The sequence below is a fragment of the Paenibacillus doosanensis genome (genome assembly GCF_025060755.1).
GTDB lineage: Bacteria > Bacillota > Bacilli > Paenibacillales > NBRC-103111 > Paenibacillus_S > Paenibacillus_S doosanensis.
The window spans coordinates 66,606-89,569 of sequence record NZ_JANYUY010000015.1; the positions used below are offsets into that span (position 1 = coordinate 66,606).

Below are 22,964 nucleotides of genomic sequence, written 5' to 3' on the forward strand. Positions count from 1 at the left end.
GGGGGTTATTTTTTAGCACATCAGGTCGAACCTCTTTGAAGGGACGTCGATAAACGTTTTTCTCATACGGAATATTCGCTTTTCAACTGCTCCAGCTCCTGGATGCTGCGCTCCGCCCATTTTACCGTTTGCCGAAGCATATGCAGCTCAAGGTCCAGCGACTTCTTCAGCGAACCGGCGTAATCCGGAACCTCGCCCCGGTACGGCTTGATCGTGTACAAAGGCATAAGGGCAATCTCCCCAAAAGCTAACGCGCGGCGCTGATGAAAAAAAGCAACGTCCGGGTTCATGGGATTGTGCAAATCGCCTTGAGTCGGATGCTTCAAGACCGCCAATATTTTCACCGCAGCCTTGGATGCCGAAGACATCTCTACGATTTCACCGATATATTCTCCTGTTTTATATTCCGCCGTGACCAAACTTCCGATAGCAAGTGAATCGTTCATGGGCTGCCCCTCCTAATCTTGTAATGAAGCTTCAAACCAGACCAGCAGTTCTCCTACGTCCTGCATCCGGTATTTCTTCTGCATCCGTTGACCGCCGCCGGACACATTGACGATACAAGGGACGCTCTCGATTTGCCAGCTTTGCGCCAGCTCCGGGCAAAAGTTGGCGTTGCATTTCACGATGGGCAAGTTTCCCCGGATCGCCGTAATGACTTGAAGCATCTTCTCCGTAACCTTGCAAGTACCGCACAGCGGCGTAAAAAAATAAACGAACAGGCGCCCTTCCTCCCGTTCCAGCCACTGTCTCACCTGCACTTCCGTCCACTCTTCCACGCCGTCTTAACTTCCTTTCCTTCCGAGAAGCCGAGCGCTTGGCATGTATGGATGCAGCCCTCTCCTCAGTCATCATACGTTTCAACGGGAAGCCGCGTTCCCTTGGCGCTCCAATCGTTCCATGCTCAGCGCCAAATGCTCCAGCAGGCTGGGGATATCGTCAATCTGACGTTCGTCCAGCTTTCGGGAAAATTGGACCGTCACATGGTTGGTGCGGACGGACGGCTCCTGTCCGTATACGGTTTGCACGACTTGAAGGATCGACGGAGCTTCCCCCCAAATCGAACGGAGGATCGCCTCCGCCTCTTCGCAATCGCGGGCCGGTTCCTGGATCGGGTATACAAATTCCAGCTCCAGACTGCAGCCGGGCTGCTTGCCCTGCTCCGCGAGCAGCTCCGCCGACAAATCGGCTAGCGATGCCTTCAAGAAGAAGCTTCCCTTCACCGCTCCGTCAGGCTTCCTCACCGCCTCCATACCAAAGCTGCGCGACATGGCGGACAGCTCGACGCGGTCGGTCCGATTCACGATTTGCAGCTCCCCGCTCAAATCCATATCGTACATCGCGCCTTCAAACACGACCTTCAAATTGTCAAAAATCGTAGGGTCGAACATCATGCACCTTCATTCCGTTAACTTGAGTATATAATATTTTTCGCTTGCTTCCTATGGGACAAATCAGTACAATGATATCATCCAATTCAAGGAAGGTGTACAGCATGTCGGATGTAAATCAATCGAACGAATCCGGTGAAGAACCGAAAAAGATCAGCCTCGCCGACGCGATCAAAAACAAGCTTGCCCAGAAAAAACAAGCTCAGCACGATGCAAAATCGAATCCTCAGCAGCGGGCCGGCAACAGCGCTGTCATGCGAAGCCAAAACAACAAAAAACCGAACAACCAGCGCCGCCGCACCGGCGGGAGCTAAGCGACATACCGCACGGATGGCAGCAGGAAGGCTTGCACATTAGCAATGAACTCAAGGGCGAGAGCAAACTGAAGTTTTCCTATGCGGTAAAAAGAAGGATGAGCAGATATTCCGGCTCATCCTTTTTTCGTTGAATTGCTTTCGTTCTACGCTGCAAACCGCCGGGCGGGACGCAAGCAGCCTGCGCTCCTCCCGTCCCCCGGGAAGTTACGCGTACAGCTGCTCGCGCTGCTTCTTGATTTCGTCGCTTTCGAGATATTCGTCGTAAGTCATCATCTTATCGATGATGCCGTTCGGCGTAATTTCGATGATCCGGTTAGCCACCGTTTGAATGAACTGATGGTCATGGGAGACGAACAGCATGGAGCCGTCGAAATCGACCATTCCATTATTCAATGCCGTAATGGATTCGAGATCCAAGTGGTTCGTAGGTTCATCCAAAATAAGCACGTTAGCGCCGCTCATCATCATTTTGGACAGCATGCAGCGCACCTTCTCGCCTCCGGACAATACGCTCGCTTTCTTCAGCGCTTCTTCGCCGGAGAACAGCATGCGTCCGAGGAAACCGCGAAGATACGATTCGTCTTGATCCTTGGAATATTGGCGCAGCCAATCGACCAGGTTCATATCGGAATTAAAGTATGCCGAGTTGTCTTTAGGGAAATAGGCTTGCGTCGTTGTAACTCCCCATGCGTACTCGCCCGAGTCCGCCTCAAGCTCGCCCATCAAAACTTGGAACAGCGTCGTTTTGGCATGGCCGTTCGGCCCGACCAGCGCGATTTTGTCGCCTTTATTCAAGGTGAAGCTGATATTGTTCAGCACAAGCTCGCCGTCGATCGTCTTGGTCAGCTTGTCGACCGTCAAAATTTGCTTGCCCGCTTCGCGCTCCGGCTGGAATTTGATAAACGGATATTTCCGTGTGGAAGGCTTAATATCCTCCAGCGTCAACTTCTCCAGCTGCTTCTTACGGGAAGTAGCCTGCTTCGACTTGGAAGCGTTGGCGCTAAAGCGCTGAATGAACGCCTCCAGCTCTTTGCGCTTCTCTTCTACCTTTTTATTGGATTCGCGCGTCAGCTTCAAAGCCAGCTGGCTCGACTCGTACCAGAAGTCGTAGTTGCCCACGTACAGCTGAAGTTTGCCGAAATCGATATCCGCAATATGCGTACATACCTGGTTCAGGAAGTGACGGTCATGGGATACGACGATAACGGTGCCTTCGAACCTCGCGAGGAAGTTTTCCAGCCAGTTAATCGATTCGATGTCCAAGTGGTTGGTAGGCTCGTCGAGCAGCAAAATGTTCGGGTTCCCGAACAGCGCTTGCGCCAGGAGGACGCGGACTTTCTCGTTGCCGCCCAAATCTTTCATTTTTTGCTCGTGCAAATCTCTGGAAATGCCCAGACCGATCAACAGCTCGGCCGCGTCGGATTCCGCCTGCCAGCCGTCCAGCTCCTGGAATTCTCCCTCTAATTCGGCGGCGCGCATGCCGTCTTCTTCGGAGAAATCCGGCTTGGCGTACAAAGCGTTCTTCTCTTCCATAATTTCAAACAAACGGGCATGGCCCATCATAACCGTTTTTAAAACTTCCATTTCGTCATATTCGAAATGGTTCTGCTTCAAGACCGCCATCCGCTCGCCGGGGGTAATGCTGACTTCCCCTTTGTTCGGCTCCATCTCGCCGGATAATATTTTCAAAAAGGTAGATTTACCGGCTCCGTTGGCGCCGATTAAACCGTAGCAGTTGCCCGGCGTAAACTTGATGTTGACGTCCTCGAACAGCGCCCGCTTGCCGTATCGTAAAGTGACGTTGGATACTGTAATCATTCTATGACCTACTCTCTTCATTTAGTGCGTTAACGCCCTCAAAAGCTTCCAATCACAAATTATATCATAAAAAGGCCGATTTTTCCCAATCTATACGATAAAAAAATGTTCTGCCGCTTGCTGCTTCGCTCTTTTACTTATTTCCGGCGATTTGCTCCACAAGCTCGGACAGTTCGGCCCACCGATCCATCGCCTGTTCCAATTGGGTGCTGACCTGCTGCTCTTCGGCATACAGCTCCTGTACTTTGCCGTAGTCGCTGCCGGCGCGTTCAATCTCCGTCTTGATGACGGTGAGCCTTTCTTCTAACCCGGCGATCTTTCCTTCGATCTCGTCCCATTCCTTCTGTTCCTTAAAAGACAGCTTGCGGGGGCGCTGCGCCTCCCGCTTGCCGGACGCTTCGTCCTGCTGCAGCCCTTGAGCCCCGGAAGACGGCTGCTGCTTGCGGACTTCGCTCTCCGCCTGTTCCTCTCTGCGGACGGCTTCCATATACTCCGTATAGTTGCCGTAAAAGTGGCGAATCTGCTCCCCGCCTTCGAACGCGAATAAATGATCCGCAGTGCGATCCAGGAAATAGCGGTCATGCGATACGGTAATGACGGCGCCGGGGAAGTCTTCCAAGTACTCTTCCAGAATCGTCAGCGTCTGGATGTCCAAATCGTTGGTCGGTTCGTCCAGCAGCAGTACGTTCGGCTCGCCCATCAAGGTGCGGAGCAAATACAAGCGGCGGCGCTCTCCGCCCGACAGCTTGCCGATCGGCGTCCACTGCAGCGACGGGGAAAACAGGAAGCGCTCCAGCATTTGCGCGGCTGTGATGCTCTCGCCGTTAGCCAGGCGGATCACCTCCGCCGCTTCCTTGACGTATTCGATGACGCGCTGCTTAGGGTCCATCTCCACAGTTTCCTGCGTATAGTAGGCGAGCTTCACGGTCGATCCGATCTCGATCGCCCCTTCATCCGGCTGCAAGCGGCCCGCGATCAGATTAAGCAGCGTCGATTTGCCGCTGCCGTTCGGGCCGATAATCCCGATCCGGTCATCCGGCAGAACAATGTAGCTGAACTGGCCGAACATCCGGCGGCCTTCGAACGATTTGCCGACGTCCTCCAGCTCGATGACCTTTTTGCCGAGACGGCTTGCGCCGAGCGCCATTTCCAGCTTATCGGCCGGCCCGTCGACCTTCCGGTCGCGCAGCTCAATCACCCGTTCGACCCGCGCCTTCTGCTTGGTCGTACGGGCTTTGGCGCCGCGCCGCAGCCATGCAAGCTCGCGCCGGAGCATATTTTGCCGTTTGTCCTCCTCGGCGGCCTCCCGTTCGAGACGCTCCGCCTTCTTCTCTAGAAACGCCGCATAATTGCCGTCATAGCTGTACAGCTTGCCGCGGTCGAGCTCAAAGATGCGGTCCGCGACGCGGTCAAGAAAATAACGGTCATGCGTCACGAGCAGAAGCGCGCCCTTCCATTTGCTCAAAAACTCCTCCAGCCATTCCACCGTCGCATGATCGATATGGTTCGTCGGTTCGTCCAGAATGAGCAGATCGGCCGGCTGGATCAGCACCCGCGCCATCGCGACCCGTTTGCGCTGGCCTCCCGACAGGACGCCGACTTTCTGGGAGAAATCGTGAATGCCAAGCTTGGTCAGCACGGTTTTGGCGGTCGTATTCGCCTCCCATGCGTTCAATATATCCATGCGCTGCTGCACGGCAAACAGCCGGGACTGCCGCTTCTCGTCCTCGGGGGCTTGCTGCAGCGACAATAAAGCTTCTTCATAATCGCGCAGCGTCTGCATGAGCGGCGTATCGCCGTAAAACACCTGCTCAAGCACCGTACAATCGGCATCGAATTCGGGATTTTGCGGCAAATATTCGACGCGGAAATGATTCGAGTGGATCAGCTTGCCGGAATCTACCGATTCGAGTCCGGCCATCGCTTTAAGCAGAGAAGACTTGCCCGTCCCGTTAACGCCGACCAGTCCGATCCGCTGCTTTTCATTGATTTGAAATGAAATATCGTCAAATAACACTTTTTCCCCGTAGCTTTTGTTGAGATGCTCCACGGTCAAAATATTCACTGCACTACAGTCCTTTCTTTACCGTACGTTGTCCGGTCCATTATCTTGCTTCGGCTTCGCCGGATTTCACGTTTCCGTCACATAAGCGGTTAACAGCGCGATCGTATTCCATAACGCATCGCCGTGCGTCCGTTCCATGCCGTGCGAGGCATGTACGCCGGGGCCGATCAGCGCGGCCCGGATATTGCTGCCTCCGCGCAGCGCGGCCGAGGCGTCGGAGCCGTACTGCGGATAAATATCGACGGCGTAGCCCAGTCCGTCGCGCTTGGCAAGCTCGATCAGCTTGGTTGTCATATGATAATCGTAAGGGCCCGAGGAATCTTTGGCGCAGATCGAAACGTCATGCTCCGCGCAGGACAAGTCCTCCCCCATCGCCCCCATATCGACGGCAAGCAATTCGTCGATCTCCGGCGGCAGGTAAGCGGCACCATGGCCGACTTCCTCATAGGTGCTGATAAACAGCTTTAATGAATAGGCAGGGGCGATGTTTTCGCGGCGCAGCAGCTCCAGCATCCCGAACAGCGCGGCGACCCCTGCTTTATCGTCCAAGTGGCGCGACTTGATATAACCGCTGCTCAGGAAGCGGGTACGCGGATCGAACGAGATGAAGTCGCCGACGCCGATGCCGAGCTGCTTGACTTCCTCCTCGGAAGAAACCCGTTCATCCAGCCGAATCTCCATCACCGCTTCCTCCCGCTTCAGCTCTCTCGCGTCCGGATATACGTGAACGGAAGGCTTCGTCGTCAGGATCGTTCCTTCGTAAACGCGCCCGTCCCGCGTATGAACGAGGCAGTACTCATTCTCGACGGCGCCCATCATAAACCCGCCTACCGAAGTAAAGCGCAGCGCTCCATCTTTTTTAATGGAACGAACCATCGCTCCCAGCGTATCGACATGACCCGATAACCCGACGACGCGTCCTTCCTGCCGCCCGGGCACGGTGATAACGCCGCCGCCCTTATTCGTATAGGAGACGGACAGCCCCAGCCTGCCCGCCTCCTCGGCGACCACCTTCATAATCGGGTGGCAGTAGCCGCTCGGGCTTGGCGTAAGCAGCAGCCGCTCCAGCAATCGAAGCACATATTCGCGGTTGATCTTGGATTTCATCTTTATCGGCTCCTTCGGATCGTTGTATCGGATCTATCTCCATTTGCTATCGGTAATTTTTTCATGTAAGCTAACAAATGAATAATTTCAGGGAGGAATACACTATATGCCAGAAACATTGCCGCCAAAAACCTGTTCTATCGAACGTCTTGTAACCGTTGCGGAAGACGTGGAAAAAGTCATTCGCGGGGAAAAGACCGCGACCCGCCGCAACGGCCGCTACGCCGATCCCGGTGAAATCATGGAGCTTCAAGGCCAACAATTCGAGGTTCACAAAGTTTATCAGCAATCGCTCGGCGAATTAACGGACGCAGACGTTCAAGCCGAAGGCTACGCCGATGTGGAGAGCTACAAAAACTATATTCTGTCCATGCATGCAGGCATGCCATGGCTTCCTCACATGAAAGTGTGGGTTCACGAATTCCGCCGGGTTCAATAACGAACTTAAGGCAAGTCTTGGGAATTCGCATCCTTTTTAAGCAAGCGCAAACAGTGTAGTCTTCATTAAATGAATGCTACACTGTTTTATTCACCATTTCAAGTTTGGAGGCTTATCTTTTGTATTCGTGGCTCGTTTTCATTCATGCGGTAAGCGCGATGGTTTCCATCGGACCTTTTTTCGTCCTTATTCCTATGCTTGGCAAGCTTCGTACTGCCGAAGACGCCGTATTGTCCTCTTATCTCGATTCATTTCATTTTGTCGTCCGTTTGTCCAAGCATTCCGGGCATGTCCTCGTTTTCTCCGGACTGCTGCTCCTTTGGCTCGGCGGTTGGCCGTGGAATACCCCCTGGATTGCGGGTACGTTCGTCGTGCTGTTCGCCTCGTTGTTTTTTATGGCTCGCGCCTTTTCGCCGACGATACGCAAACTGCGCCAGCCTGACCACGACCGGAATAAGCTGGTGCGCAAGCTGACGCGTTCATTGTACATCTATATGTTTGTGCTGTTCGTTATGCTCTGGCTGATGATGATGAAGCCGGCCCTTTGGTGAACGCCTCGCGGGTACCGGCTTTTCGTTTGCTTCTCAAGTTAGGATTCGAAATCGACGCAAATGCTCGTGCCGTCCAGCACCCGCTTCATATGGGCCTTTACTTCCTCGTGAACCGGATGAGTATCGTATACGGCGAGATCTTCCACCGAATCGAATTTCGTAATCAGGGCGATATCGTACGATCTCTCCAAATGCAGCACATCGGTCCCTACTTCAATATGCCTTAGGACTTCAATTTTTCCTTCCATATTCTCCAGTACGCGGACGGTCGCTTGAACCGATTCCGGGCTGCGGTCTTTCAATTTGAACAGAACAATATGTGTTAGCATGACGGCTCTCCTTCATTCAATCTCCTGTTTTTCAGCCTGTTTATTATATCACTTTCTCCATTCGACGGGGAATAGCATACGAATGTTTTTCATTCGATGACAAGCTCTTCTCCATCCGGTAAACGAAGGATTTAACGGCTTCAAGAGCAGCACGCTGATATTGTCGTTGGAACGGTTGTCCAATGCCCGGTCGACCAGAACGTCGCTTAGCTGCTGAACATCGGTATTCGCTTTGTCGTGTTCAATAAGCAGCCGCTCCATCACGCTGTCGGTTATACGATTATAGAAGCCGTCGCTGCATAGCACGAACAAACTGCCGGGAGTATAAAAGCCGGTACGCCGAATCAGCTGAAGCTCTTTATGGGCTCCCAGACATTGAAGCAGCATGTTCCGCCGGGGATGTCTGCGCGCCTGCTGCTTGGACAGCCTCCCTCTGCGAACCTGCTCCGAAATCCAAGACTGGTCTTTGGTCATTTGCCGTAAATGGCCGCGGTTAAAGTGGTACACTCTGCAATCACCGATGTGGAATATAAAGAACGTTTCATTCAGCAGAAAAAGCAGGGTCAGAGTGGTGCTTATCTGACATCCTGCATCATTGCCAAGCCTAATCAGTTCTTCGTTGATCGCGCGAAACAGCCGGCTGACCTCAGGGTTCAGCCGCAGCCAGAAATCGGCTTCGCGAAACAACGGGTGCAGCTGCCCGTCAAGCCAATGTCTGACTTGGTTCAGCGCAGTTTCACTTGCTTTGCTTCCGTCTCCGCTTCCTCCTACTCCGTCTGCAATGGCAGCAACCGCATACGGTTCGCCCCGGCTCGTCGTTCCGATTCTTAACAGCGACCGGTCTTCATTGATCATACGAAACCAACCCGGATGAGTGGCTGCCCCATAGTGCCAGTTTACGGCAAATGTTGTTTTCAAGCGCTACAACCCCATTTTAAAAATAAATTCAGTATTCACGATTTTCACGACGTCGCCTTCCTGCAGCTCATAAATCCGGTACGGCGCCAGCAAATCGCCGTTTACATACGTGCCGTTGCGGGAGCCCAGGTCTTTGACCCCGTAGCTGTCTCTGTCTCGGACAATTTCCGCGTGAAGCCGGGACACTCCCAGTTCCTTATGCTCGTAATCGACCTCTTGCCCGGCGCGGCCGATGACAAAGCACGGCTTGTCAAGTCTGATTTTGGCAGCCCGTTCGCCATGCCCGGTCTCCAAATACGGAACATGCGGATGCGGAGCTCCCTCCATGCCCGGTTTAAGCAAAACCGTTGCATCCGGAGGACCCAGCAGCGTAGTCCGCTGCTCCAGCGACTCGTAGTAGCTTCGGTTTACGCCGCCCGAATCCGGCTCTTCGCGATCCGTCTGCCGGACGGGTTCAGGCATCCGCTCGATAATCCCGGCGAAACGCGAAGGCTGGGCGGGCGGCTGCTTCTCGGAAGCCGCATTCGACATCAGGAAGGAGGATAACGAGGATGACGGTTCGGCGGACGCCGGTTTGTTCAGGCGCGCCAGAATCGCTTCCGGAGAAACGGCTTCCCGCGCTCCCCCGTCTTCCTCTATCACTTCGGAAGAGAGCTCGGCCGCCTCTCTGGACGGCAGCCATATGGCCAGCCCGACGAACGCCAGGTCGCCGATCAGCAGAGACAACCCGCCGCAAATGTATAACCAAGCCTCGCCCGGATGCTCAAGATACTGTTTCCACACGAGACAAAGACCGAGGATGCTTATCAGAATGATGGGCAGCCTGAATTTCTGCGCTGCCTTCCGACCCTCCGCGCCCTCACCGCGTTGGCCCTTGACGCCCTCAAGCGGCGGTGTATCCGGGGCGGAAGCTGTCCGCGAGTCTTCCTGGACGGGAATGCCGATTTCACCGTATGCTTCCGCCAGAAACGGTATAGCCCCGGCTGACGGCGGCTGAGCCTGCGGCGATTCCGCCGCTGCCCTCTCTGTCCGTTGGAAAGCCGCCGCCCCTCCTTCTCCCGCCTTGGATGCCGGTATCGGAGCCGGGGAAACCCTCGGCACATCCGCTCCGTCAAGAGGAGTAAGCATCGGCGCCTGCGCATTCTCTTGCCCTCCCGTATGCATATGCTTCAGCAGCAAAGCCTTGAGGCCCGGCAGGTTGAACGCAGCGTCGCCAAGGTAACTCATCAGTTCCTGGTATCCGCTGCCGGCAAGCTCCGACACTTTGTGCACCAGCCTTGAAGCCAACTGCTGCAGCTCTGCGGCGACCGGCTGCTTATCCGGCAATTCCTTCACCGGAACGTATGTAATATATATATCGGTCACGTGAGCCCCACAATAAATATAATCTTCCTGAATCATGTATTTTCCTTCTTGCAGCATGTTGACGCCGCTTTCCGCCACCGTATCCGCGATCAAATAAAGCAGCGTAAAAAACTGCTTCATGGACAAGCTCTCCAGCCGGAGGCGATGCGACAGCATCCGTTTATCCGTAATGTTGTAACATAAGCGGATATTTCCGTCCAGTTCCTCCGCCTGCATGTCTAACAAACGGGGAATACGGTTCGCCAGCAGCATATTAAGCTGAAACGCCGACAGCTCGTCCCTGCGCAGCCCGTTTTCCTTAAACAGCACCATGTAATGGCCGTTCAGATTGCTGTAATCGACTTGTAATCCGTATATAACCTGTTGCAAGCGAGAACGCCCTCCTTTCTCTTTTTTTCATACGGTAAACATTTAAATGAACTGGATATAGGCCGTGACCGCCGCCGGAAGCACCGCCCACATAAATGGAAAACGCAGATGATGCGACGAGCGGACGTACGGTTTCCACTGCTTCCTGTCTTTCCAGAGAAACGTGCCGAACAGCAGCATGAAGATTCTGCTCCAGGTGTTCTTCCACTGCCGGCGCCACAATAAAATGACGCAGCCGACCAATGCGGCATAAAGCAGCGAGTACATCATACTTTGCAAAACGAGCTCGCCGCCCGTCAATGCTCCGATAGCGCCGAACAATTTGACGTCCCCGGCGCCGACGGCACGGATTAAATACAAGACCAGCATGGGCGCGAAGCCGACCGCCGTACCGATCAGCGCATAACGGACGCCGGCCGTTCCGGACATAGCCGCATGGATAGCCATCCCCGCGAGCCAGCCTGAAGCCGTCAGCGCGTTCGGGATTTTATGCTTCCGCACATCCGTTATAAAAGCGGCTATAAGCAGACAACCTGCCGCTATTGTCGTTATCATCCTGCACCTCCCACCCAGGCTCGTTCATAAGCTTTCTTGCGAATCACGACCGTTTTTTTGAAAAACGGCACGGATAGCGGCAGCTCGTACTGCGCTTCAATTCCGATAAAGGCGTTCTCTTTATGCTCGAAATCCGGCAAAGTGACGTTCGTTACTTTAAGTCTTTCTTCCTTTAACCGGGCGGTATTGGCGTAATGGTAAACAATCGGGGTAAACGCGGCGTTGACCAGCGGTTTATATGCTTCCTCCAGCTTTTGCTTCGCCTCCTCGGTCTTCGCATTCCCGAGTTCCTCAAGATGCTCTCTGTACGTTTTCTCCCAGCCCACCAGCTTAATCACCGGGTCCGGAATCCAGCGCTCGTAGTCTTCAACGAATTGCTCTGTATCGACCGCTTTTTGTTTGGCGGAGTCGATCGAATCGAGCACCCGGTCGACCCAGCCGCTGGCCGAGCTGTCATTCCATTTATTTCTCGCTTCCTGATACAATAAATCGACCGGATACATGTTCACGGCCATGATCTTCGTCGTCTCGGAGACCGCAGATTGCAGCGCCATTTCCGCCAAAGATATTTGCAGGAAAGCGATCAGCATCAGGATAAAGGACAGGAACAACGGCAATACCAGCGACGCCTCCAGGACGATCCCTCCCTCGTCTTTCCGAAGCAGCTCCGGCCTGCTCCATCGCTTCCATCGTTCCCATTGTTTCCATTGTTTCCGTTGTTTCCGTTGCTTCCATCGTTTCAGCGAACCGTCGCTTTGAGCGGACTGCATCAGTATGCCATCACCCCTGTCTTCGTGATCAGACATCTGCCCTGCTCCACCTGACATGAACTGAGCCCGGTCTTTCCAAGCTGTTTCATGAGTCCGGGAAGAAACCACAGCTTGATCGAGGTCGTCGCGGTTCCGGAGATGTAGGTTGAGGTTTGCAGCAAATCTTGGCCGGTGTTGAGCTGGATCAACGCTTGCATCCGTGCCAGCATCACCTCGTCGCGGCTGTGCAGCAGAAAGAACAGACGCAAGTAATCCTTGTAGCTCATCTCGAAAAAGCTGCCAAGCTTCTTGGATAAGGGCACCATCCCGCCTTGAACGAGCTTAGTCATATCCTGCTGAGCTTGCATCGCTCCTTCGGCGACGGCCGCCAGGAAGACGAGCAGCGGCGACCCGACGTTCAACATCTCATTTTTCGGCTCCAGCAACGCTTCTGCCGTTCCGATGGCAAGCCGGAATGCGAACATCTCCGCATAAGCTAATGAATAATTGCCTGAGCATGATCCTGCTCCGTAGAGCAAATATTCCAGCTCTTGATTAACGAGGGCGTGCTTGGCAGGCTGGGACAGCTCTTGCGAAGCTTTGGGCTGACCGTTCTTGTCTTTCTCCAAACCAAGCGTTCTGTAGCTGAACTTGCTGACGGCGAATTCATCGACGTAAAACTCGTCCCGCACATCGACAAGCAAATCCGTGAGCCCGCCGATCAGCTTCATTGCGCTGGCTCCGGCTTTATCCGCGTTGTCTAGCTCTATAACGGGAACCGGCTGGGTCGGGCTGCCCGCTTGATTAGCCTCCAAATAAGCTTGATAATAGCCTTTGCTTCCTTTGGACGGGTTTCCTTGCAGCGTAATGTACTTCTCTTTCATAGCGTCCGCGCCCGAGACGCTGCAAATCCCGAGCACCTGGGTAGCTTGATCCAGATAAGCCTGGGCTTTGTTTCTTTGCTCCTTCTTCGAAGTCGCGACAGCCGACCTGTACCGATTCCGCTCCGTTTCCTTGGCGCCTTGCGACGCTTGCAAATCCTGCGCTTGCTTCCAGAATGACTGCAGCGTCGTTTTAGCATTTTTGTAATTGCCCTGATCGAACAGCACGACCGCGGCAAGCTGGGACTTCAGACCCGAGAAGGTCGCGACGACCGCCGAGGCCTTGCTTCCGTAATCGTCAAGCTCGGCTCTGGAAATAAGGTGAATCGATTGAAACGATTGATTGGCGTCCATCGCCGCCGAAGACGCGTTCTGAGTCTGCACGGCGCGCAGCTCGTCATTGAGCTGATCGTTGGCAGTCTTGGCTTGATTCAGCGCCTCTTCGAACGCCTTGATCAGCTCCTGCAGCTGATCCGCGTCATCGCTGGATTTCAGCTTCAGCGCCGCAAGCAGCTTGGCATATTCCAGCAAATCGTCAAGCAGCTTCTCCCAATCCTTAATTTTGGCGTACAACTGTTGAATCTTCTCTATGATGTCTTTCCGCTTGTCCCTAAGGGAGCTGATTGCGCCGGCAGCGCCCGCCCCCGCTTGCCGCCAGGAATCGATCCTGCTGTCGATCCGGTCCAGATCGTCATCCAAATCGTCGATCTCCTTCTTGGCATCCTGAATCGACCGCTTGACCCCTTCTACGGTATGAATGCCCACCTTATCGCTCAGTGCGTTCAAGTCCGCCAAATGCGTTTCGTAAAAGGGCTGTATCGTCGCCGCCTTTTGATAAATAGCGCTCCACTTGCTCCAGGCTTTGTCCAGCTGCGCGTCCCTTTCCTCCAGCAGCTTCTCGATCTTGGCGGCATTTTGTCCGAACTGTGAGGCTTGACCCATCACGTTCGCCAGATTCGTTTTTTTGAACTTGTCGGCGATTTCCAGAGAATAGATGATCGGAGCGCGGTATTTCATCTCCTCCAAAATCTGCTGCTTCAAGATCGAATGACTGCCCAAGGAATAATCGGAAGTCAGCGTCGAATTATCCTTCTCCAGCTTCTGATCGATAAACTGAAAGGATGAAGGTCCGAGAGAGCCGGACAGATTGCCTTCGACGGCGCGGAAAAACAAAGCCTTCTCCTGCTCCTCCGGCTGAGCCAGCGCGTAAAGACCGTATGCGTGCAGAGCGGGAGAAAAGGAGGACAACGTCGAACGCACTCCCGTCTTTACCGCATTTTCCGCTTCCTTCTCCGATACTTGAATGCGCGCGAAATCGATCAGCAGAGCGCAAAATAAAAATATCGGCACGAGCACAAGCAATAAATAGATTGAAACGGCGCCATGCTGCTCCGCGATCAACCGCCGCAGCCTTCTCACGTAAATCCCCCTTTCTATATGTCAATAAGCTCCTTAGCCGGTGATTCCAACATGACGCAGGGGCATAATGCCGGATGCAATGCACAGTTTTATTCATGAATTACAATAACGATCCCCTGACGCTCCAGTTCCCGCTTAAACGATTCGGATAGCTTGACTTTGTCCTGATTGCGCAGCTTGAAGAAATGCCATACGACCCCTTTAACTTCCGTACCGTTCCTCAGCAGCGCAACATCTTTAGGCAGCTGTTCTTCCAGCAATTGTTTTTCCTTAAAATTAAAATACGCTTGGTGCGCCACCTGATTGGCGTCCATCGCATCGACTACCCGCGTAGTAGAAGCATTTACCTGAAAGGTCTTTCCCGTTCCGTTCACCAGCGCGCGCAAGTAAGCAGCAGCCTCTTTATGGCCTATAATTTGGGCCGGCGATTCCGGGACCGCGTTCGGCTCCTTCATCGCTTTCAGCGCGGCGGCCGGTTTGATTCGCCCCTGGACCTCTTTAATGAAGGTTCTCGTCAAATCGACCAACCGGATCGATTCCATCGGATCGACAATCTGCGCTTCCGCTTCCGAAGCGACCTGCTGATTCAGCCAGCCGGCGGCAAAGAGCGGCGAGCGGAACGGCTTGTCCAATTGAACGGTTACTTCCCGGGACAGACCGTTATTTACGTACTCCATCTTACCGTTCCAATCTTTGGAGATCAGAGCGCCCGCCTTGGACAGCTTCAGCTCGGGACCATCCTCGTAACCGGAAGAAGCAGGAAGCGCAACTTGCGCGCCGGCATTCGGAATCAGAAACCGGAACAAGTCCGACATGCTGTCGTTCGTCAATCGCCAATACAAGCCGTCGCTGCGCTCATTCGGATCAGCGTCTCCCGTCACCGGATCTCTGGCCGTATCATCCCACGTAAACGCGGCTCTATCGGCGGCCAGCCCGGCGCGCTGAAATGCGGATGACGTCTGAAACACATACAGCCCCAGAAACAGCAGAGCAATCGTGCTGATCAAAATAACCGGCAGCACGAAGCTCGCCTCGATGGTAAAGCTGCCCGAGCCGTCGCGGAAAAATCGAAGGCCCGGCTTGGACGATCGTTTCCATAACCGCTTCATGTCTATGTACCTCTTCTACGGTGTCAAGTTTTCCAACTTACCAATATCTGAACCGATATCACCGGTTTGCTTACTGACTTCTGTATTGACATTGGAAAACAGCCCCTTCACCCATTCCATAATCCATTTTCGGAACGCAATCGCGATAATAACGAGCACAGCCAATATAAGTAAAATCTCCAACGTCCCCAAGCCGTCCTCTTCCTGCCAAAACCTGCGAAAACCATTTTTCATCATATCCATATTCAAATTCTCCTCTTCTGTATCTATACTGGTTCAACCCATCGTTAAAATGGCCGGAGCCGCAACGATGATCATAACAACCATAAAAATAAGCACCATCGGAAACACCATCTTGGACGACGCCTCCTCGCCGAGCGTTTTGGCCAGCGATTTCCGCTTATCCCATAAAGTAACGGACAGCTCCTTAAGCGACATCACCAGCTCGTCCCCGCCGCGCTTGTAATTTAACAGCAGCGTCGTCGTAAATAAGGAAACCTCCTGCACACCGCATCGTTTGTTGAAATCCTCCATCGCCTTGGCAAACGATCCGTTCATGCGGATTTCGTGCGCCGCGACAGCCAGCTCAGTTAGCAGAGGGCTCTGGCTTACATCCGCCTTCTGGTCGACGCAGCGGAGCAGCGCCTTCTGTACCGTCTCCCCGGCATTGACCAGCAGCACGATCTGATTGAGCATTTCGGGGAGCTCCAGCAGCATCTGCCGCTTCTTCTTGAGCAATTTCCCGGCCTGCTCCTTATACAAGACGAACGGGAGAAAAGCGGTCAGACAAAGACCGTATCCAAGCAGCTCCGCATTCCCGTCGGCCAGCCATCCGACAAGCGTGCAGCCCGTCATGACGGCCACACTGAGCGAAATCATCCTAATCAGGAAGCATCGGGTTCGAACAAGGGCCGTCTTGCTCCCGTACAATCCGACCATCACCTGATGCACCCTGGAAACCGCCTCAGGAAATCGGTCCGCCAGACTCATGCGATCCATCAGCCACAGCGATAGCGGCGCAAGAAACGGAAGATCGAGCTTGTCCCGATGCTCTTGAATAAAATCGGCATATGCGGAACGCGCTCTCCAGGTAAGAAAAGCTGCGGTTACAACCTCCAGCGCAAATAAAATAAGCAGCAGCAATCTTCATCACACCTTAACATTCATAATCCAGCGGGTTATCGCGAAGCAGCCGATGAGAATCAAGAGCGCCACCGTCATAATCAAATATCCCGCTCCCTGGTACAAAGGCTCCATATAATCGGGCGAACTGAAATTTAAGACAGCGACGACAATGAGCGGCGCGAAGGATAACACCTTGGACTCGAATCTTTTCTGAGCCATCATTACTTGAATATCCTGCTCGATATCCAGCTTCTCCTGAATAATTGAAGCCGTCCGCCGGATAACATGAACCAGATTTCCCCCGGACCTTTTGCAAGTAATAAATACGTCCGTGAATTGTTGTATGTCCTCCACCTGCGCCCGAACGCTCCAATCCTTAAGTGCGGCTTCGATCGTTTCGCCGTTTTCAATCCGCCGGTTTACCGTCTCCAGCTCCTTGATAATGAACGCCTGAGCATCGGGATATAAAAGACGCAGATCCGATAAAGCCTCCTGAAACGCCGATTCCACGGATTTGCCCGCCCCCAGGGCGGATGACAACGAAGATAAAGCCTGCTTGAACTGCAGCTGAAGCTGGAGCTTCCGCCTGCGGATCATTTCTTTGCGCCACAATACGGGACAATACAGGCCCGCGCAGGCCAATATTGCAGTCGCGGCTGCGCTTTTGTAAAAAATAAATCCGACCAGCCCCGCTCCCGCCATGCCAATGACGACGGAGAGCACCCGTTCGTTGACGCTTAAGCGGTACTCGCTATAGTTCGTCAACCCGGTTACCTGCGGCACCGTCGCCTCGGGTTCCTGCGAAAGCTGCAGCGGCAAGCGAAACCGCTTCAGCCGCCCGGCCGCCCCCGGACCAGAACGAGAACGCAGCAGCGGCAGCATGAGCCAGCCTCCTCCGGCAACCGCTATGACGGCAATAATATAGATCATTCAACGGCCTCCTTTCACGGTAATCTTTGCCCGCTAAAGCGCAATTCCGGCCATCGCCAGCTTTTCCGTATGAATCAGCGTATTCCCGGTCGGACGCAGCTCGCCGACAACCCGGCCGCCCGCATCTTCCCCGGTTTCCACAAATTCGTACAGCCTGTTCAGCTTCACCTCTCCGTCTTCGATGCCCGCCACCTCGCTAATCTCGGTAACCCGGCGCGATCGGTCCCTCAGCCTCTGCAGATGAATCATCACATCGATAGCGGAGCAAATTTGCTTGCGGACGACATCGACGGGAAGAGAGGCGCCGCTTAGCACCATCGTCTCCAGCCGGCTCAGCATGTCGGTCGTCGAGTTGGCGTGCCCGGTGGACAAACTGCCGTCATGCCCGGTGTTCAAAGCTTGCAGCATATCCAAAGCTTCAGCTCCCCGCACTTCCCCCACGATGATCCGGTTCGGCCGCATTCGCAAGGAAGAGCGTATGAGATCGCGAATCGATATTTCTCCTTTGCCTTCCGTGTTGGCATTGCGCGTTTCGAGCCGAACCAGATTAGGCACCGTGCGAATCTGCAGCTCCGCCGAATCCTCGATCGTGATGATCCGCTCATCGTCGGGGATGTACTGGGATAAGGCGTTGAGAAACGTCGTTTTGCCCGATCCCGTGCCGCCGCCGATGAATACGTTGTATTTCGCCTGAACCAGCTTGATCAGAAAGGAAGCGGCCTCCTCCGTCAGCGCTCCTTTCCCCATCAAATCGCGCAGCGTCAGCGGCGACTCGGGGAATTTCCTGATCGTCATGACCGCGCCGTCCAGCGCGACCGGCGGCAGCACGACATTCACGCGGGAACCGTCAAGCAGACGGGCGTCTACTATCGGATTCGCTTCATTTACAGCCCGGTTCACCTTGGCAACGATCGCCTGGATAACATCCTCAAGCTTTTCTTTGCTTTCGAACTTGACGTCGGCCAGACTGACCCGACCTTCCCGCTCGATGAAAATCTGATCGTATCGGTTGATCATAATTTCCGTTACGGCCGGATTATCGACCAGAGGCTGTAAAATATCCAACCCTCTGAACGAATGAAACAGCCGCATAATGAGTTGATGCTTTTGACCCGCTGTCGAATAGGTTTCGAACGGATAGGCGAACACTTCCTGCTCGATCAGCTCCAGCAATTGTTGATCGGTCACCGATACGGACAAATCCAGCTTTTCCTTGACGACCTGCTTTAGAATGGCTACCGTTTCCTCAGACCACAGCATGCCCCGTCTCCTCCGATACCATAGAGCGGAACATAGGAAGGGCTGCCAGACTCTCGCTAAAAGCGCCTCGCACCAATATAGCGTCCGCTCGGCCGTAAGACTTCCACTCCGGTATATAAGGCAAATAACCGCTAACGGCCACCGGCAGCCCCGAGCTTTCGTTGCTTAGCGTCCCGCTGAACTTGTTGACGACCAAGCTTACCTTATGCATCCAGTCCGGCCCCCACGGCATACTGTACAGCTGCTGCAGACGCCCTTTCATTTTGTTCCAATGAACGTATTCATCCAACGTCAGCCACAGTACCTGATGACTTAACTGAAGCGAAGCTACAACTCGGGGATGAAGCGATGTATCCAAGTCGAGCAATACGAAATCATAGGCGCCCGAGGCCAGAACGGATTGGACAAGCGCCTCGATATCCTTGCTGGACATTTCCGCAAGCTCAAGCGGTTCATGATTCCCCGGAAAGTAATCGAATCCCATCGTCCCATGCTTTCGTTTATACTGGTCTACCTTGGCGGCCTGCAGCTTCGGATCGTTTTTTCCGTAATACAGCATCCGGGAAAAGCCGCTTTTATCGGGCTCTTCCTCCCGCTCTATCCAAGCTGCCGTCGGCAGCTCCTCCATATTCAGGTAAAATACTTTCCGTCCGGTTAACGAAAGCTCCCTGGCAAGATGCATCGCCGTCATCGTCTTGCCGCTGCCGCCTGCCGCGGAATAGACCGAAATGACTTGCGCGGAACGATTGCCTTTCAGCAGCCGCGACGCCGTAAATTCGTTATAGTGCGAAACGACATGGGACAGAAGCCGATTCAGCGGCTGATACTTGCATAGAACCGGATATTCGACAATATCGGCGGCAGCGGGCAAATCGGTCACGATCATCAAGCAGCCGTGCCTTTTTTCGAATACCCTCTCCGGCAGCGGCATGAAGCGTTCATGCGCCAGCAAAATAAACGCCTCAGAAGCCTGCTCGATATAAGCGAAGCCATGCTCTCTCGTCGTAAACGCCGAAACCGTAAATGCGGCGGAATACTCGGAGGTTCTGACGTAAGCCGTCACCATCTCAATGAAATATGCGTCGTCATCCAGCAGTACCAATTTCATTTTGCTCATAGGTTTACAGCCCCTCCTCCTTTAAATTTCATCTTCTCTCTTGCCAGCGGATTTCCGTTACATGACACCCTTTAACTGTAAAACTCCGCTTGTAATCAGCACGGTTGAAATGACCGCGAGTACAACGGCAATCTTCACCCGATTCGTAATCTTCTATCCCCTCCTGCATTCGTACACGCAAAAAAAGCACCGACTGAACAAGAACGAATTCTTGATCAGCGGTGCTTCCGCTTACGAATCACATATTTGAGAAGATTATACCACATTCCTGGGATTTTTCAACTATAATATCAATTCCTGTCGATATATGGTCTTATCTGGTTATTTATTTTACGCATGGACATACTATCCTCATATACATGATATGAAGGAGCAAAGCACATGATCAGCAATCGCGAGTTAAAGGGGCAAATCGAGCAAATTACAGAGCAGCAGCAATCGTTGACGGATGAGCTGCAGCATATAAAAAGCTTGCTTCAAAATCAATCCGACGACCAAGGCGGGCAGCAATCCGGCGGCGAAGATTCATCCCAGCAGCAACAGCAGCAAGGAGGGTCCAATTCGATTGCGGGCATTGCCAAAGATTTCTCCAAGCTCAAGGATTTAACGAGCCAATTGGAAACCAAGATGCAGGATTATATTTCGAACAATTCCAAAAACCAGCCTTTAATCGATGAAGATGCCATCAATCTTGTATTAAACATTATGAATGGAATGATCGATTGGTCCATGGATCTCGTGTCCAGGCAGCAGCAATCAGGCTCTTCCGATCAGTCCGGCCAGTCTGGCCAGTCTAACCAACTCCAATAACGAGCTTTCCATAAGACATCTATTTGCTTGCAAAAAGCAAAATCCAATGCTTCTAAAACAGTCATAATAAGCAACCTTCGCGGTTGCGCTTTTTTATTTGTCCTGTTCGCAAGGGCTTTCCGGTCCGGTTAACTGCTTGCCGTCAATCAAATCGGCATTAAATCCTGCCTCTCCGCTTTCGGCTTGCATTCCCGACACACTCCGACGACCGATCCGTGCACGCCCGCGTAGAATGTGATCCGATCCGTTTTCTTTTTACAATACGAGCATTTTTGCTTCGCTTCATTCCGCTTCTTGAACTGAGCCATACGCACAATATTACGATTCCGCGTGCGGCGCCTTTTTAGCACCGCGAAACATCCCGCGACAGCGAGAATGATAACGATAACGGCCACGCTAAGTATTGTCCCATTGACGACCATCCCATCGCCCCCTTCGACTACTCCCGTAAAGCGTCTCTCAGCCTGCTGGACATACTGCTTTCTTTATTCGTCGCGGCTCCGCGAAGCTTCCTGACTTGCTCCTTCAAACGGCTGTTTTCCGACCTCAGCGTCTCTATTTGCGCCAACAATGCCGTCTCCCTCTCGTAGGCTTCAATGCATTGCATCAATAGCCGTTCGGTCGGTCCTTCTGCATCGGCCGACAGCCGTTTAAGCGCTTCGCGAAGATGATCGGCCTGGGCCCGGTACACTGCGTCCATAAGCCGGCCTCCTTTCCGTTATAGCGGCAGCTTCAAGCCTTTGGCGGCGAGAATGACTTCTCCGCCGTAATGCCGCTTCACTTCTTTTATAAGCTCCGTCCGATCTCCAAAATGCGGCAGATGAGTTAAAACTACGGTCTCTGCCTTCGCCTGACTGGCCAAGTATCCGACCTCGGCGGAATTCATATGGCCATAGTTGCGGGCGTTTTGAAAATCCACATAAAACGAGGTTTCCGCTACAAGCACATTGGCCCCTTCGCAAAATCCGATCAGGGATTCGTCATAATAGGTATCGGCCGTATAGACCAACGCAGCTTGGCCGTCCGTTATTTTACATCCTAAACAATAAACCTCATGAAACGTCCGGAAAAACTCGAATTTTAGCCCGTATAGCTCTAAACTATCGCCAGCGCCGACAGGCAAAATTACAGACCCTTTCATGGTCCGGCAGGCGGGCGTTCCCGCCCCTTCGGAAGGCTCGGCGACATAGATCGGCAGCGGTTCCGTCCGTTTTCCAAGATCGGTATCGATCAAGCAAGCGTACTGCAAACATCCCAAATCGGCAATATGATCATAATGCTGATGGCTGATGAAGACAGCGTCAAGCTCGTGTAACGCCAGCTCGTTCTGAAGTACGGAGAGCACCCCGCTGCCGCAGTCAAGCAAAATCCGCCGGCCTCTATGCTCCAGCAAATAACCCGATGTAGCCTCCCCGGCCTCCGGGTAAGCTCCCCAATGTCCAAGCACGGTCAATTGCATCGCTTATCCCTCCCGTTTCATTATCGGCCACGCCTGTTTTCTACAGCAAAGCATCCGTTCACGGCTTGTCCTCCTTAAGAAAGGGGATGGAGCCCGGGGGGATGGAACGCGCCCGTTCCAAGCGATCCTGCTGCAAAAACATCATCCCCATCACCGCAATGACAAGGAACAGGCATAGCGGGACAATCACCCTTCTCACCTGGCAGCCTCCTCCCGGTTCGGCTCTCGCTCTTCGGTTACATACACGGATGCTGCGATTTCCCATAATTTTTTCGGTTTATGATACCGATGCATGACGTCTTCCCGCATATATTCAAGCTGCCAGCCATGAAATAAACGCTCCAGTTGCTCGGCGTCGAAAAACCGCTTGCGCAGGCCGTCCCGTTCAAAATAATTCGGTTCGATCTCTTCTCCCTGCCCCGCCCCAAATTCGGTATCCTTCACCGAATTGACTCTGCACAGCAGCGCCCCGCGAGGCATAAGAATCCGCTTCAGCTGACTGACAATTTCCGTTGTCTTTGACCATGAAAAGTAATGCAGGCTTAAATCCGCCACAATCACTCTCGCGCTTCCCGGCTGGAACGGCAGCCGCTCCGCCAGGTTGACCCGTCTCGTCTCCGCAAGCGGCACATGCCGCCGCAGCTTCAGAAGAGCCTCCTCCGACCAGTCGCAAGCGATCACCCGGTAGCCGCGCTCCGTCAAATACAAGCTGTCTCCGCCGGCCCCGCAGCCGAGGTCGATGATCGGCGCATCCTGCGATTGCCGCAGCAGTTCTTCGTGTTTAACCAGCCAATCGTCATACTGCGGCTTGCCGTTATCCGGCTCCGCAAACATTCCGTTCCAGTATTGCCGCTCTTCCTGCATACGCATCCTCCCCGTCC

The 22,964-nt window shown here is 53.5% G+C and carries 26 protein-coding genes; 4 read left to right on the plus strand and 22 right to left on the minus strand.

Going from position 1 to position 22,964, the window contains the following annotated elements:
• Positions 1-62 precede the first annotated feature (62 nt).
• The 3 genes from kapB to N0M98_RS13165 form a co-directional block, all read right to left on the minus strand.
• On the minus strand, positions 63-446 hold the full coding sequence (gene kapB / locus N0M98_RS13155) for a kinase-associated lipoprotein KapB (protein WP_249863836.1): 384 nt from the start codon (positions 444-446) through the stop codon (positions 63-65).
• 12 nt (positions 447-458) lie between these two features.
• Positions 459-779, minus strand: coding sequence for a thioredoxin family protein (locus tag N0M98_RS13160; RefSeq protein ID WP_249863837.1), 321 nt, complete (start codon positions 777-779; stop codon positions 459-461).
• An 81-nt stretch (positions 780-860) separates the two neighbouring features.
• On the minus strand, positions 861-1,394 hold the full coding sequence (locus N0M98_RS13165) for a hypothetical protein (protein ID WP_249863838.1): 534 nt from the start codon (positions 1,392-1,394) through the stop codon (positions 861-863).
• Between the two features lie 101 nt (positions 1,395-1,495).
• Here N0M98_RS13165 and N0M98_RS13170 point away from each other — a divergent pair, with 101 nt between their 5' ends.
• The gene (locus N0M98_RS13170) at positions 1,496-1,705 is read left to right on the plus strand and encodes a hypothetical protein (protein ID WP_249863839.1); all 210 of its coding nucleotides are present in this window, start codon (positions 1,496-1,498) and stop codon (positions 1,703-1,705) included.
• A 207-nt stretch (positions 1,706-1,912) separates the two neighbouring features.
• Here the strand turns inward: N0M98_RS13170 and abc-f are convergent, their stop codons facing one another.
• The 3 genes from abc-f to N0M98_RS13185 all read right to left on the minus strand — a co-directional run bounded on the left by abc-f (position 1,913) and on the right by N0M98_RS13185 (position 6,698).
• On the minus strand, positions 1,913-3,526 hold the full coding sequence (gene abc-f / locus N0M98_RS13175) for a ribosomal protection-like ABC-F family protein (RefSeq protein WP_259618142.1): 1,614 nt from the start codon (positions 3,524-3,526) through the stop codon (positions 1,913-1,915).
• Positions 3,527-3,659: 133 nt separating this feature from the next.
• Entirely contained in the window at positions 3,660-5,591 is a 1,932-nt protein-coding gene (locus N0M98_RS13180) for an ABC-F family ATP-binding cassette domain-containing protein (RefSeq protein ID WP_259618143.1), read from the minus strand.
• A gap of 66 nt (positions 5,592-5,657) precedes the next feature.
• Positions 5,658-6,698 (minus strand): M42 family metallopeptidase, encoded by a 1,041-nt coding sequence (locus tag N0M98_RS13185; RefSeq protein WP_249863842.1) that lies wholly within the window; start codon positions 6,696-6,698, stop codon positions 5,658-5,660.
• 106 nt (positions 6,699-6,804) lie between these two features.
• Here N0M98_RS13185 and N0M98_RS13190 point away from each other — a divergent pair, with 106 nt between their 5' ends.
• On the plus strand, positions 6,805-7,137 hold the full coding sequence (locus N0M98_RS13190) for an ASCH domain-containing protein (RefSeq protein ID WP_249863843.1): 333 nt from the start codon (positions 6,805-6,807) through the stop codon (positions 7,135-7,137).
• Between the two features lie 158 nt (positions 7,138-7,295).
• The gene (locus N0M98_RS13195; protein ID WP_249866161.1) at positions 7,296-7,688 is read left to right on the plus strand and encodes a hypothetical protein; all 393 of its coding nucleotides are present in this window, start codon (positions 7,296-7,298) and stop codon (positions 7,686-7,688) included.
• A gap of 38 nt (positions 7,689-7,726) precedes the next feature.
• Here the strand turns inward: N0M98_RS13195 and N0M98_RS13200 are convergent, their stop codons facing one another.
• The 12 genes from N0M98_RS13200 to N0M98_RS13255 all read right to left on the minus strand — a co-directional run bounded on the left by N0M98_RS13200 (position 7,727) and on the right by N0M98_RS13255 (position 19,814).
• Complete coding sequence (locus N0M98_RS13200; RefSeq protein WP_249863844.1) at positions 7,727-8,017, minus strand: Dabb family protein; 291 nt, start codon at positions 8,015-8,017, stop codon at positions 7,727-7,729.
• Positions 8,018-8,065: 48 nt separating this feature from the next.
• A complete protein-coding gene (locus N0M98_RS13205; protein ID WP_249863845.1) occupies positions 8,066-8,935 on the minus strand; it encodes a PP2C family protein-serine/threonine phosphatase in 870 nt (289 codons plus the stop codon).
• 3 nt (positions 8,936-8,938) lie between these two features.
• Positions 8,939-10,669: a DUF6382 domain-containing protein gene (locus tag N0M98_RS13210; protein WP_249863846.1), complete on the minus strand. Its 1,731-nt coding sequence runs from the start codon at positions 10,667-10,669 to the stop codon at positions 8,939-8,941.
• A 42-nt stretch (positions 10,670-10,711) separates the two neighbouring features.
• Positions 10,712-11,224: an A24 family peptidase gene (locus N0M98_RS13215; protein WP_259618145.1), complete on the minus strand. Its 513-nt coding sequence runs from the start codon at positions 11,222-11,224 to the stop codon at positions 10,712-10,714.
• Positions 11,221-12,030, minus strand: coding sequence for a TadE/TadG family type IV pilus assembly protein (locus N0M98_RS13220; RefSeq protein WP_249863848.1), 810 nt, complete (start codon positions 12,028-12,030; stop codon positions 11,221-11,223). Before N0M98_RS13220 ends, N0M98_RS13215 begins: the two co-directional genes overlap by 4 nt.
• Positions 11,994-14,273, minus strand: a complete 2,280-nt coding sequence (locus N0M98_RS13225; RefSeq protein WP_249863849.1) for a hypothetical protein — start codon at positions 14,271-14,273, stop codon at positions 11,994-11,996. Before N0M98_RS13225 ends, N0M98_RS13220 begins: the two co-directional genes overlap by 37 nt.
• Before the next feature lie 89 nt (positions 14,274-14,362).
• Complete coding sequence (locus tag N0M98_RS13230) at positions 14,363-15,382, minus strand: TadE/TadG family type IV pilus assembly protein (RefSeq protein WP_249863850.1); 1,020 nt, start codon at positions 15,380-15,382, stop codon at positions 14,363-14,365.
• A gap of 15 nt (positions 15,383-15,397) precedes the next feature.
• Positions 15,398-15,625, minus strand: coding sequence for a Flp1 family type IVb pilin (locus N0M98_RS13235; protein WP_259618146.1), 228 nt, complete (start codon positions 15,623-15,625; stop codon positions 15,398-15,400).
• 33 nt (positions 15,626-15,658) lie between these two features.
• Positions 15,659-16,525 carry a type II secretion system F family protein gene (locus tag N0M98_RS13240; protein WP_259618147.1) on the minus strand — a complete coding sequence of 289 codons (867 nt, stop codon included), beginning with the start codon at positions 16,523-16,525 and terminating at the stop codon, positions 15,659-15,661.
• Positions 16,526-16,531: 6 nt separating this feature from the next.
• Positions 16,532-17,437: a type II secretion system F family protein gene (locus N0M98_RS13245; RefSeq protein WP_259618148.1), complete on the minus strand. Its 906-nt coding sequence runs from the start codon at positions 17,435-17,437 to the stop codon at positions 16,532-16,534.
• Positions 17,438-17,470: 33 nt separating this feature from the next.
• Positions 17,471-18,697 carry a TadA family conjugal transfer-associated ATPase gene (locus N0M98_RS13250; RefSeq protein WP_259618149.1) on the minus strand — a complete coding sequence of 409 codons (1,227 nt, stop codon included), beginning with the start codon at positions 18,695-18,697 and terminating at the stop codon, positions 17,471-17,473.
• On the minus strand, positions 18,684-19,814 hold the full coding sequence (locus tag N0M98_RS13255; protein ID WP_259618150.1) for a P-loop NTPase family protein: 1,131 nt from the start codon (positions 19,812-19,814) through the stop codon (positions 18,684-18,686). The genes N0M98_RS13250 and N0M98_RS13255 overlap by 14 nt, the downstream gene beginning before the upstream one ends.
• A gap of 381 nt (positions 19,815-20,195) precedes the next feature.
• Here N0M98_RS13255 and N0M98_RS13260 point away from each other — a divergent pair, with 381 nt between their 5' ends.
• Complete coding sequence (locus tag N0M98_RS13260) at positions 20,196-20,624, plus strand: hypothetical protein (protein WP_259618151.1); 429 nt, start codon at positions 20,196-20,198, stop codon at positions 20,622-20,624.
• 439 nt (positions 20,625-21,063) lie between these two features.
• On the opposite strand, the gene N0M98_RS13265 is transcribed toward N0M98_RS13260, so the two are convergent.
• The 4 genes from N0M98_RS13265 to N0M98_RS13280 are packed head-to-tail and all read right to left on the minus strand — an operon-like array spanning position 21,064 to position 22,947.
• A complete protein-coding gene (locus N0M98_RS13265; protein WP_249863857.1) occupies positions 21,064-21,324 on the minus strand; it encodes a hypothetical protein in 261 nt (86 codons plus the stop codon).
• An 18-nt stretch (positions 21,325-21,342) separates the two neighbouring features.
• A complete protein-coding gene (locus tag N0M98_RS13270) occupies positions 21,343-22,083 on the minus strand; it encodes an MBL fold metallo-hydrolase (RefSeq protein WP_259618152.1) in 741 nt (246 codons plus the stop codon).
• Positions 22,084-22,141: 58 nt separating this feature from the next.
• Positions 22,142-22,282, minus strand: coding sequence for a hypothetical protein (locus tag N0M98_RS13275; RefSeq protein ID WP_259618153.1), 141 nt, complete (start codon positions 22,280-22,282; stop codon positions 22,142-22,144).
• Positions 22,279-22,947, minus strand: a complete 669-nt coding sequence (locus N0M98_RS13280) for a class I SAM-dependent methyltransferase (protein WP_249863860.1) — start codon at positions 22,945-22,947, stop codon at positions 22,279-22,281. The genes N0M98_RS13275 and N0M98_RS13280 overlap by 4 nt, the downstream gene beginning before the upstream one ends.
• Between the last annotated feature and the right edge of the window lie 17 nt (positions 22,948-22,964).